Here is a 12,588-nt window from a genome sequence, read left to right on the forward strand (position 1 = left end):
AATTCCGTTCGATGAGGGCGCCGACATGGCGGGACGCCGGCGGTGCGCATTGCCGACGAAGGTCGGTGTGCACGGCCGGCGTCCCCATCATGCAGGTCAGGAGTGGCGGGGCGCCATCGCCAGGTGCGTCAGCGCCCCCGGCCCGCGCCGTGAGGGTCAGTCCTGTTCGGACAGGTACGTGATCTGCTGATCCACGCTGAGCCGGTACAGGAACGCGGCAGTCGCGTCACGGTTGGTGGCGTTCAGCGGCCGGTAGGTCCCATCGGTCCAGCCGGTGCTGATCCCCTCGGACTTCATCCACGCGATCTCCGTGGCGAACTGGGTGTTCGCCGGGACATCCTTGAACACCGCCGAGGTCGGTTCCGAGACATCCGGCGAGCCGGCGTAGCGGTACACGAACGCCGCCATCGCATCCCGCGCGATCGGAGTGGTGGGACGGAACGTACCGTCCGACCAGCCCCGGGTGATGCCCTGCTGGTAGGCCCAGATGATCGCCTCGTAATGCTCATCGCCGCGCTCGACGTCGGTGAACGGCTCGGTGCGCGGTGCGTCCACGTGGGGGGATCCGGCCAGGCGGTAGAGGAACGCGGCCATCGCGTCGCGGTTCACCGGCTGCAGGGGACGGAAGGTGTTGTCGGACTCCCAGCCGGTGGAGTAGCCCTCGCTGCGCATCCACATGATCTCGTCGTAGAACATGTTGCTCGGCGGGACGTCGGCGAAGTCTGCGGGCTCGGCCGGCGTATCCGGGAAGCCGCCGTCCAGGCCCACGATCATCGGATCGTGGTCGGAGGAGGCGAAGGGGCCGGTCTCGTAGAGGTCGGTGAGGTTGTTCTGGTAGCGGGCGTACTGGGCCATCACGGACTCGGGGCCGTTGATCTGCCAGTCGTCCGCGCCGCTGACCCGCTCGGCGCCGGAGGCGTTGGCGATCACGTGGTCCAGGGAGCCGACCATCCCACCGTAGCTGTACGACCAGCCCTCGGGGTCATGGGTCTCGCCGAGGTTGACGAAGCCCTCCGCGTAGAAGAGCTGCAGCGGCTCCTCCCGGGTGTAGGCGTTGAAGTCGCCACCGTGGATGACGTCCTCGACACCGAGCTCAGTCGCAGTCACATCACCCCAGGTCAGCAGTGCCTCTGCCTGCTGCATGCGGGAGGTGCGGGCATTGCCCTGCACCGGGTCCTCGGGGAGGGCGGAGTCCTCGGCATCGCTCGAGCCCTTGGACTTGAAGTGGTTGATGGTGAAGAAGAACGGCTCGCCCTCCACCTGCTCGCCCTCGACCTGCTCCTCGCCGCTGCCCTGGACCGGGACGAAGACCTGGCCGATCGGCTCACGGGCGTTGTTGAAGGCCTCGTCACCGGCGAGGATCTGCGCGCCGCCCTGTGGCGTGACCGCAGCAGGCTGGTAGATGATCGCGTTGGTGATGGCGTCCTGGCCGCCCTCGAGGCCGAGCGCCTCGTAGGCGCCACCGGTGGAGATGTAGGCCCAGGTGCCCTCGCCGTCCTTCTCGTTCAGCGCGGCCACCAGGGTGGCGGTGGCCTCGTCGGACTCCTCGCCCAGGCGGGCGGAGTTCTCGATCTCGGTCAGGCCCACCACCTCGGCGCCGGTGCCGGAGATCGCGTCGACGATCTTGGACTGCTGGCGCTCGAGGTCGTCGGCTCCCCAGGCGCCGCGCAGGTCGCAGCCGCCGCGCACGGTGGTGCCCTCGCCGTGCATGTCGGTGTACGGCTCGCAGCCGGGGGTGTCCTCGCCGAGGGTGGTGAAGTAGTTCAGCACGTTGAAGGTGGACAGCTGCAGGTCACCGCCGACGTCATCGGGAGCATCCTCGCGGGTGTTCTCGAAGTCGACCCCATCGGACTCCGCAGAGGTCCAGGGGGTGGTGACGTTCAGCCGCCACTGGTCGAAGGTAAAGGCGACCACAACGGGCTGGGCGAAGGAGGGGGCGGCGCCCACGCGCACCGGCTCCTCGGTGGTCAGCCAGCTCATCGGCTCACCGGGATTGTTCTGGAAGTTCGTGGTGCGGCCGTCATCCAGCAGGATCATCTGCTCGGCGCGGCTGGCGAAGTAGGCGGTGGCCTCCTCACCGGGGCGCATGATGTCCCCGGCCTGCAGCAGCGGCTCGTCGCCGATCGCGAGGGTGACCTCGCCGAAGCGGTTCGTGTCGTACACGTCGGTGACGGTGAAGTCGCCCTCGCCCGGCAGGTAGAGCATGTGCTCGAGGCTCTCACGCTGCGCGTCCTCGGTGGGGAAGCCGCCGGCGAGGGTGACGGGCTCGATCGGGGCGAGCGCCTCCGGGAGGATCTCGAGGCCGTTCGCGCCGACGCTGATCTGGGTGGAGTCGTAGTACTCGGAGACCTCGCCGGTCACCCGCACGGAGTCGCCGATCGCGACCTGGCCGGCGGTGGCGGAGGAGTAGACGAACACGGCGGTGGAGCCGGTGTGGGAGGCGAGGTCCAATGCCCCACCGGTGCCGGCGGCCTGGATGACATAGCCGTTCAGGCCACCGGTCGCATACACGGCGGTGACCACGCCCTCGGTGGTCACGGCCTGGCCCGCGAGCGGGCTGGACGCGCCGGTGCCCTGGATCTCGGCGATCGTCGCCGCGATGGCGTCGGCCGGCGGCTCGTCGTCCCCGCCACCGTCATCCCCGCCGCCTGTGAGCTCCCCCGGGGTGGGGTCGCCTGCGGCGAAGTCGGTGGAGTTCTCACCGGTGGCTGCGATCCGGGCGACCGAGGTGGAGTTGGAGGTGCCGGGCGCTGACGCCTCGCCGGAGAAGGTGGTGGCGCCGCCCCAGCCCACGAGATCCACGACGGCCGGGTCCTCGGCGCAGGTGGTGCCGGTGCACTGCAGGGTGCCCTCGGCGTCGGAGAGGGCGAACACGCCCCCGGAGCCGGAGGCGTTGATGCCGCCGGTGAGATCCGCCGCGGGCAGCGGGTCGCCGTTGCCGTTGCCGGCGGCGAGCTGGACGAGGAAGGTGCCGCCTGCGGGGACGCTTCCCTCGAGGGCGACGGTGTTGTTGAAGGAGCCGGTCTTGGAGGCGTACTGCAGGCTCCAGCCGTCGATCGAGACTGCGGCGTCGGAGGTGTTCACGAGCTCGACGAAGTCGTTCTGGAAGGCGGCGCCGCTGTTGCCGCCGCCTCCGTAGATCTCGTTGATCTGGATCTCGCCCGGGGCGACGATCGCGGCCTGGGCCGACGGGGTGAGGCCGGGGGCGAGGCTGATGCCGAGGGCCAGCGCGGCCGCGCCGGCGCCGACGCGGGCCAGGTGGGTGCGCAGCGCGGCGCCGTGGGTGGGGGTGCTCATGGCGGGGACTCCTGGTGGGGGCGAGGGATGGCGCGTGCACAGTCGCTGACGCGGAGCGGGCGGGATGCGGAACGGGTGCGATGCGGAGCGGGCGGGGTGCGGAGCGAGTGGGGTGCGGAGAGGGTGGGGTGGGACGACGGCGCGGGCCGGGAGGCTGTGCTCCCGGCCCGCGCCGTGGTCTCAGTCCTGTTCGGACAGGTAGGTGATCTGCTGATCCACGCTGAGCCGGTACAGGAACGCGGCGGTCGCGTCACGGTTGGTGGCGTTCAGCGGCCGGTAGGTCCCATCGGTCCAGCCGGTGCTGATCCCCTCGGATTTCATCCACGCGATCTCCGTGGCGAACTGGGTGTTCGCCGGGACATCCTTGAACACCGCCGAGGTCGGATCCGCGAACTCCGGTGAACCGGCGTAGCGGTACACGAACGCCGCCATCGCATCCCGCGCGATCGGGGTGGTGGGACGGAACGTACCGTCCGACCAGCCCCGGGTGATGCCCTGCTGGTAGGCCCAGATGATCGCCTCGTAGTGCTCGTCTCCCTCTTCCACGTCGGTGAAGGGCTCGGTGCGCGGTGCGTCCACGTGGGGGGATCCGGCCAGGCGGTAGAGGAACGCGGCCATCGCGTCGCGGTTCACGGGCTGCAGGGGACGGAAGGTGTGGGTGCCGTCCTCCTCCTCCCAGCCGGTGGAGTAGCCGTTGCTCGCCATCCACATGATCTCGGTGTGGAACATATTCGACTCGGGCACGTCGGTGAAGGTCAGGACGCCGCAGTCCTCGCCGCCGACGGCCGTGACCTCGTGGGTCACCGCGGTGCCGGTGTCGGGGGTGGCGGTGATCGTCAGCGCCACCTGCTCGCCCTCGGCGACGCAGAAGTCCTCGCCGAGGTCGACCTGCGCGACCAGGCGGCCGCTCTCCTCATCCACCGCGATCGGGGCGGTGAAGGTGCCGAGCTCGCCGGCGTCCACGCTCACCTCGGTGAGCTGCGGAGCACCGAGGCTCTCGGACTCCAGGCCCGCCAGGCGCAGCATCGGGGTATCGCCCTCGATGAGCTGCGCGTCGAGCTGGCGCTGGGAGTAGTCGGGGGCGAGATCCTCGTTCGCGGCGAGGTACTCGACGAAGGCGTCCCGGTCCAGCACGCCGGTGTCGCCCACGTTCTGCGCCCCGGTCAGTGCCCACATGTTGTCGCCGCCCTCGAAGAGGAAGCTCGCGGTGACGATGGTGTAGACGGCGTCGGGGTCGACGAGCTCGCCGTTGACGCGGATCTCGACGATGCGATCGTCGAGCTCACGGCTGCTGTCGAAGACGTACTCGACGTTCTCGGAGACGCTGAAGGCGAGGAACTGGCCGGTCTCCGCACCGTCCTCGTCACGCTGCCACTGCTCCTCGAGCATCTGCTTGAGCTGGGCACCGGTGAGGTCGCCGGAGTTGAGGGTGTTGCCGAAGGGCACCATCCCGTTGGCCTCGGCATAGGTGACCACGCCGTCGCCGTCCTCGCCGTTCGCGTCGTACCAGAGCTCGGCGCGGATGCCGCCGGGGTTCATCCAGCCGATGACCTCGTGCTGCTGGGTGGCGCCGCGTTCCTCGAGGTACCACTTCATGGAGTCGGCGAGCATGTTGCCGGCCGCGGAGTGGCGGGCACGGTTGTCGCCCTTGGTGATGGACTGGTTGGTGACCGGGTCGAGCGGCTCCCGGATGCCCTCGTCGTCGTACTGGGCCTTGTCATCGTTCCAGGAGGTGGTGATGTCTCCGGAGACGGAGCCGACCGGCTCTGCGCCCAGGACCGCGGCGTCGCTGATGGCGTCGGCGGCGACCTTGGCGGCGGCGTCGAAGGTGGGGATGCCGGCGCAGGCGTCGAGGTCGGCGTCGGCGGTCGGGATCAGCCGGGTGCCGTCCTCGGTGGCATCCCAGTCGCCGTCCGCGCCGAGCTCGAGGGTGACGGCGCCGAGGTTCACGCCGCTCGCGCCGGTCTGGACGACCGGGCGGACCTCGCCGTCCTGGCCGGGGACCGGAGCGTCGAAGGCATAGGTCTGGTGCGAGTCGCCGTTGAAGATGACGTCGGCCTCGGCGGAGGTCTCGTTCACGATCTTGTCGAAGATCGGATCGGTGTTGGTGGGGGCGCTGCCTGGCTCGCCGCTGCCGCTGGCACCCTCGTGATAGGAGACGACGAGCACGTCGTACTCCGTGCCGGAGGTGTTCAGCTCCTCGATGGCCTGGTTGACGGAATCGACCGGGTCTCGGAACTCGAGGCCCTCGATCGCGACGGGGCTGACCTTTCCGATCGTCTTGGTGGTCACGGCGCCGACCACGGCGACCTTCACATCGCCCGCATCGACCACCGCGTAGGGCTCGTGGAGGCGCTCCCCGGTGGCGGTCTCGTGGACGTTCGCGGCGAGGTCCGGGAAGTCGGTGCGGGGCTCGATGCGACCGGTGAGGTCGGCGCGGCCCTGGTCGTACTCATGGTTGCCGATCGCGGTGGCATCGACGCCGAGGGCGTTGAGGAAGTCGATCGTGGGCTCGTCATTGGCCACGGCCGATTCGAAGGCGGTGCCGCCCACGTTGTCGCCTGCGGAGAGCAGGGCGTTGTTCGGGCTCTGCGCCTGGACGGTGGCGATCGTGCAGGCGAGGGCGCTTCCGGCTCCGAGGGCACCGTGGAAGTCGTTGATGCCCAGCAGGCTGACCTGGTCACCGGTCTCAGCGGCAGCGGCGGCGCCGAGGGGGATGACGGCCGACGCGAAGGCGACCGCGGCGGCACCGAGGCCGACGGTCGCACCGCGCGCGAGGCGGCGGACAGGGTTGTCACTCATGACGGGCTCCTGAGGAGAGGGGGGATGGCCGGGGTGTGCTCCAGCTCATCTCACCCCATCGGATCGAGACACGCCCGGCGTTTCACGATCCCGTCGGGCACCGTCATCCGATGTTCACCTCAAAGCCCAGGCAGGCAACCTGACGTGCACTGACGGATCCCCGAATCGTGACCTTCCCGTGATTCTCGCGGCGGGGCCCGCTGCGTTCGGAGCGGGTCCCCGCTGTGTTCGGTGCTGCGTTCGGGGCTGCGTTCAGGGCGACGGTCCTGGAGCTGGTCGGGGTGCTGGTCGGGGTGCTGGACCGGGTGCTGGTCCGGGAGTCAGCCAGGCAGACGGGCCCTCAGCGCAGAGCCCTGCCGGAGCGTCGACCGCTCCTGGCCGCGCATCGTCTCGTCTCCCACATCGGGACCCGCTGCGCCTGGGACCGAGGTCCCGATGTGGGTAGCATCGGTGAAGGCGTCCAGCGGTGCGCACCGTGGGCTGCACTTCTCGTCGCGCACGATGAGTGATTGCCCCGCGCCGCCCCGTTCCGCTCGCCGCGCCACGGCCTCCGCTCTCTCAAGGAGTCATCCCATGGTCATGCCTTTCCTCAGCCGCCGCCCCACCGTCCCCGCGAAGGACGGCGCGAGCTGGCCGCACGTGGTCATCCTCGGCGGCGGCTTCGCCGGCGCTCACGCAGTGGGCGCCCTGCGCGATGCGCGGGTGCGGGTCACCCTGATCGACCGCAACGTCTACAAGACCTTCCAGCCGCTGCTGTACCAGGTCGCGACCGCGGGCCTGAATCCCGGTGACGTCACCATGTTCCTGCGCGGCCTCTCGCTCAAGGTGCCGAACATGCGCTACCGCCAGGGCGAGGTCGAGGGCGTCGATCCCGAGCGGAAGATCGTGCGCCTCGACGAGGGCCAGAGCGGCCAGCAGGAGATCGCCTACGACTACCTGATCGTCGCCAACGGTGCGACCACCACCTACTTCGGCACCCCCGGCGCCGAGGAGCATGCGATGCCGATGTACACCCGCGCCCAGGCGCTCGCGATCCGCGACCGGATCTTCTCGGAGCTGGAGCGTTCGAGCCGCGAGGTCGGGCTCGGCCGCGGCCACGACAAGCTGCATGTGTGCATCGTCGGCGGCGGGCCGACGGGTGTGGAGATCGCCGGCGCGCTGGCGGACTTCCGGATGCAGGAGCTGGACATCCTCTACCCGGAGATGGACCCCGGCACGCTGCAGGTCACCGTGCTCCAACGCGGCGACGAGGTGCTCAAGGAGTTCTCCACCAAGTACCGCCAGTACGCGGCCGACGAGCTGCGGGATCGCGGCGTGGTCCTGCAGCTGGGCCGCGGCGTGAAGGAGGTCGGCTACGACCACGTGGTGCTCGATGACGATTCGATCCTCGAATCCGACATCACGATCTGGGCGGCCGGAGTCGCGATCCCGAAGATGGTCTCCGAGTGGGGCTTCCCCCAGGACAAGCGCGGCCGCCTCGACGTGGACGACTACCTGCAGGTCAAGGGCTTCCCCGGGGTGTACGCCGCCGGTGACATCGCCGGCCAGGACGAGCCGCTCCCCCAGCTCGCGCAGCCCGCGATCCAGACCGGCCAGGCCGCTGCCCGCGCGATCGCCGCGGAGGTCGCCGGCAAGCCCCGCAAGAAGTTCAAGTACACCGATCTCGGCACCATGGCCACCATCGGCCGCCACGCCGCGATCGCGGAGATCCCGGTGCTCGGCGGGCTCTCCGGCTCGCTGGGCTGGGCCGCGTGGCTCGGCGTGCACATCACCAAGATGATCGGCCACCGCAATCAGCGCGCGGTCGCGATGAACCTGGTCTCCCTCTACAGCGGCAGCCGCGCCACCCATCAGCCGAACCCGGTGGTGGGCGAGGTGAACTCGCTGCGCGCGGCGCGCATCTTCGAGGAGCAGGCCGCGCACCGGCTGTTCGGCGCCGGGGCCGGGGCCACCCGCACGGCCGACAAGGTCGCCGCCGAGGGCGCCGCCGACGCGGTGGAGCCGACGAAGGACTGAACCGACGACGTACTGACCTGCCGGCTTCTGACCTGCCGACTTCTGCGCGCCCCAGGACCGCTGTGACAGCGAGCATCGGTCCTGGGGCATGCTCAGTGCGGGCAGGCTCAGACTGCCAGCTCTGCTGACTCCGGCAGGCGCTTGCGGATCGCGTCGGGCCATTCGAGGCGCACGCCGAGCCCCTCGCTCAGCAGGGTCTGCAGCTCGCCGGTCAGCTCGGCGCTCTCGTGCACGGCTGCGGGATCTGCGCCATGGCGTCGGCAGATCTCGGCGAGCGCGCCCACGGCCTCGCCGATCGACCACTCCACCGGGTGAAGGCGGTAGGCGCCGTTGGTGATGTGGGTGGTGCCGATGTTCTTGTTGGCCGGGAGCAGGTTCTCGACGTCCTTCGGGATCAGCGCACCCAGCGGGATCTGGAACGGGAAGCAGTCGATGTCCACATAGTTCCGGGCTGCGGTCGAAGGGTGCAGGTCGATCCGGTAGTGCCCGGTTCCCACGGAGTCCGCGAACAGGGCCGAGCCGGTGAACTGCCCGCGCATCTCACGGCCGATGTGCTCCTCGGTGATGGTGAAACGGGCCTTGATGCGGCGCGCCTCGCGGATGTAGGCCTGGCGGGCGAGCCCGTCGGTCGTGCCCATCACGTCTCCGCGCAGCCGCAGCTCGGGGTAGCCCTTGCCGCCGTGGGCGGCATCGGTGCGCGGGGCCTCCGTCTGCAGCCAGTGGACCAGGGAGAGGGTGAGCTGGCGGGCCTCATGCTCGGCGAGCGTGCGCTGCTCGGCATCGACCCCGAGCAGCGGGAGATCCCAGTAGTCGATCTGGGGCCAGTTGGCGAGGGTGACCTCGCCGCCTGGGGTGTCCGGGTGCAGCTGGGCCCGGGAGCGGACGCGCCGGTAGTGCCAGAGGTCGTTGGTGCGTGCGGTCTCCTCCTGGTCAGCCGGATCGCCCACGAAGAGAGAGCGGTGACGCACCTCGAGGGTGATCGGGTGGACGTCGGAGAAGGAGAGCTGAGGGCCGGGCCAGAAGTCCGGCACGACGCTCGCGAAGCGGTCGTAGAGCTCGGGGCGCGGCACCAGCTCGTCGTGCCCGGGGGCCCATTCCAGGGCGCAGCACCAGGTGATGGCCTGCTGGTCGAGGGGGTCCGCGACCTCCGGGGCGTGGAGCTCGCCGTGCTCGCTGCGCGCTTCGGCACCGATCACATGGTCGATCTCGCCGAGGGCCAGCAGGTCTCCGAGCTCGGTCGCGTCCACGATCAGCGGCGCGCTCAGCCGGGACTGCTCGCCGGTGCACAGGTCACGGACCACCACGGCGCTGATCCGCGTGCCCTCGCGCTCGACGGCGACCGGCTCATGCTTGCGGAGCCATTGCAGGCGGCCGGAGGAGAGCAATGGGGAGACCATCTCCTCGAGCACCAGAGCGCCGACGCGCGGCTCATGGCATAACTGGGAGACTCCCCCTGCCCCCGGGTTCAGCAGCGGATCGGCTGCCGCCTCCGCGGTGAGCGGGAAGTTGCGCCGGTAGTGCTCGCGCACCCGCTCCCGGAACTCTGCGTAGCTCGCCGAGTTCGGGTGGGACTCGACCCACGCCGATTCGTCCGGCGGCACGCCCTGGACAGTGAGCTGCCCGCCGAGCCACGGATCGGCTTCGGTGAGCAGCACCTTCAGCCCGAGCCGGGCGGCGGTGAGGGAGGCGGCGACCCCGCCGAGGCCGCCACCGATCACCACCAGATCGGCGGCGCGCTCGGTGAGCTCGGGGGCGGTCTGTCCGGGAGAAGGCATCGTTGCGTCCTGTCGTGGTGCTTGTGGTGGTGCGGGAGTGCGCGGGGTCATCCCTCGAGCATCGAGAGGGTCCCCAGGTGGTGTGGCAGGCATTGCACGGTCTCGTGATGGTCGCGCGGCAGCTTGCCGTCGAGGATCCCGCCGAGCACGGCGACGCTGCGGATCCCCGCCTCGCGCTTGGGGATGATCAGGTGGGACCAGCTCGCGGCGCGGCCGCTGCGCAGCGGAACCTCGAGGCAGGCCGCGGAGAAGTCATCGGGGATCCGCAGTCCGGCGCGGGAGACGGCCCGTTCAATCGCCTCGGCGACCTCAGGGTTCTCGGCGAGAATCGCGGTGACACCCTCTTGCTTCCACCGCCTGATCAGCTCAGGGGTGACCTCGGTGAGGGCTGCGATGGAGGTCTCGTCCCCGCGGGTCGCAGAGGCGAAGGCGGCCCGTCGAGCGAGGGAGGGCAGTCGTTCGTTCTCATCCTGGACATAGCCGAGGCGCCGGTGACCACCCCGGTGGAGATCGTCGACGATCGCGCGCACGGCACGGTCGTAATCGACCGCGACCCAGGCCGCCTCGGGCACCGGGTCGTACTGCCCGATGCTCACGAAGGGATACTCCTCCTGGGCCAGCCGGGCTAGTTCCCCATCGTCACGGTGCATGCCCAGGATGATCGAGCCGTCAGCATGCTGGAGCCTGCTCGCCCCACCGGCGTAGATGCTGCGTCGCCCATCGACCTGTTGGGTGGAGGTGAAGAGCACCAGGTCCTGCCCGTGATCTGCGGCCCCGACCTCGATGCCCACCAGGAATTCGTGGAAGTACTCATCGGGTCGTGCAGGGAAGACGGGCTCGTAGGTGAAGACGCCAACGAGCCCGCTGCGGCCGCCGCGCAGGGAGCGGGCCGCCGAGTCGGGGACATAGCCGAGCTCGTCCATCGCCGCCCGGATCCGCTCCTGAGTGGCGGCGGACACCCCGCCTTCGGAGGCGCGCCCGCTGGCAACCAGCGAGACGGTCGCCTGCGACACCCCGGCGGCCCGCGCGATGTCGCGTTGACGTACTCGCATGAACCCCTCCTGTTTCGTATAAGTAGCGTTCGGCCACTGTAGACCTCCGCCTCCCGACACTCAAGACCCAGGTCAGATCCTCGGAAACGGTTGACCTCGACAGTAGAGCCTGCCTATGCTCCCGATCACAGCCGATACGTATGAGCATCTGATCGGCTCCACGTGACAGCACTTTCCTCACCCTCCTCGAATGGACCAGGAGCGGTGCAGGAGACTCGCCGACTGCTCCGAACGCGCTACAGCACCGATGCACCCTTCGTCGATCGGCTCCTTCCGTCGACAGCGAACCGAAAAGAGGACTCACCGTGATCCAGCCCCGCAGACGCACCGCCCTCAAGGCCTCCGCCGCGCTCCTCGGCGCACCACTCCTCCTGTCCGCCTGCGGCGGCGAAGGCGGAGGGGGTGGCGGGGAGGACGACGGCGGTGACCTGACCCTCTGGTTCCCCGGAACCAACCCCGCGGAGCAGGACTTCATCAACGACGTGGTGATCCCTGAGTTCAAGGAGTCTTCCGGCCGCGGCGCCGTCGCCACCTTCATCGATTGGGCGGACATGTCGACCCGGCTCAACGCCGGGTTCTCCTCGGGCACCGGCCCCGATATCTTCGGGCACGGTCCCGCTGCGGTCGCGGACCTGGTGAGCTTCGACCGGGTCGAGCCGCTGGACAGCTACCTCGAGGGAATGGACGACTCGGATCGCGCTGACCTCCAGGTGGGCCTGGACAGCGGGCTCGTCGACGGCGCGCATTACATCTTCCCGATTGCGAGCACGGGCCGTCAGGTGGGCTACAACGCCGCACACTTCGAGGAGGTGGGGCTGGATCCCGAGAACCCACCGACCACCTTCGAGGGCCTGCTGGAGGCTGCTAAGGCGCTCGCGGCGCGCGACGGCGATCGGCTCACCCGGGCCGGAATCGTCTTCGGGACACCGCCGGCCAGCATGCAGCAGGCGTTCACCACGATGCTCTGGGCCAACGGCGGGCAGATGTTCACCGAGGACAACACCGCCGTGCAGTTCAACTCCCCCGAGGGCGTCGAGGCGCTCGAGTGGTACGTGAGCCTCTACCAGGGAGACGAGCCGGTGGACAACGGGCTCGGCGGCACCTGGGAGGGACTGCCGCCGGCGCAGTCGCCGTTGATCACCGAGGACACCTCGATGATCTTCGCCGATCCGGCAACTTTCACCCAGATCATCGCCGCCGCCCCCGAGCTGGATCTCCGGTTCATGGACGTGCTCTCCTTCGAGGGCAACGAGCCGGCGGCCTTCGGCGGTGCCGCGACAGGGCTCATGATCAATCCGGACAGCGCGAAGAAGGATGCCGCTTGGGAGTTCCTCGCCTTCTTCGGCAGTGCCGATCTCGGCAACCGCTATGCCGAAGAGGTGGGCCACGTCCCGGCCCGAGCTTCCGCGGTGGACAGCGAATATGTCCAGTCCAATCCCGCGATCGCCGAAGCTGTCGAGAACAGCGAGAACTTCCGCTCGAACCCCAACGTGCCCGGCTGGACCCGGATCCGGGACACCCTGGGCAGCTACCTCGAGCAGGCGCTGAACGGACAGGGCACAGCGCAGGAGGCGCTTGACGGCGCCGCCGAGGAGATCGAACAGATTCTCGCCGAGGATCAGCACGATCTCGCGGACCGCTTCGGC

General features: G+C 69.6%; 6 protein-coding genes. 2 read left to right on the forward strand and 4 right to left on the reverse strand.

The features are described from left to right. Positions 1-156: 156 nt before the first annotated feature. Positions 157-3,297 carry an ExeM/NucH family extracellular endonuclease gene (locus tag ACT3T9_RS17745; protein WP_444607198.1) on the reverse strand — a complete coding sequence of 1,047 codons (3,141 nt, stop codon included), beginning with the start codon at positions 3,295-3,297 and terminating at the stop codon, positions 157-159. Between the two features lie 180 nt (positions 3,298-3,477). Further along, positions 3,478-6,099: a 5'-nucleotidase C-terminal domain-containing protein gene (locus ACT3T9_RS17750; protein ID WP_444607199.1), complete on the reverse strand. Its 2,622-nt coding sequence runs from the start codon at positions 6,097-6,099 to the stop codon at positions 3,478-3,480. A 573-nt stretch (positions 6,100-6,672) separates the two neighbouring features. Here ACT3T9_RS17750 and ACT3T9_RS17755 point away from each other — a divergent pair. Then, positions 6,673-8,115 carry an NAD(P)/FAD-dependent oxidoreductase gene (locus tag ACT3T9_RS17755; RefSeq protein WP_444607200.1) on the forward strand — a complete coding sequence of 481 codons (1,443 nt, stop codon included), beginning with the start codon at positions 6,673-6,675 and terminating at the stop codon, positions 8,113-8,115. 107 nt (positions 8,116-8,222) lie between these two features. On the opposite strand, the gene ACT3T9_RS17760 is transcribed toward ACT3T9_RS17755, so the two are convergent. After that, positions 8,223-9,890 carry an FAD-dependent oxidoreductase gene (locus ACT3T9_RS17760; protein ID WP_444607201.1) on the reverse strand — a complete coding sequence of 556 codons (1,668 nt, stop codon included), beginning with the start codon at positions 9,888-9,890 and terminating at the stop codon, positions 8,223-8,225. A 47-nt stretch (positions 9,891-9,937) separates the two neighbouring features. Next, complete coding sequence (locus tag ACT3T9_RS17765; protein WP_441446105.1) at positions 9,938-10,942, reverse strand: LacI family DNA-binding transcriptional regulator; 1,005 nt, start codon at positions 10,940-10,942, stop codon at positions 9,938-9,940. Between the two features lie 305 nt (positions 10,943-11,247). Here ACT3T9_RS17765 and ACT3T9_RS17770 point away from each other — a divergent pair. Beyond that, positions 11,248-12,588 (forward strand): ABC transporter substrate-binding protein (locus ACT3T9_RS17770; RefSeq protein WP_444607202.1); only part of this gene is annotated, 1,341 nt, incomplete at its 3' end.

Origin of the sequence: Brachybacterium sp. AOP29-B2-41 (assembly GCF_052378395.1) — a bacterium.
Lineage (GTDB): Bacteria > Actinomycetota > Actinomycetes > Actinomycetales > Dermabacteraceae > Brachybacterium.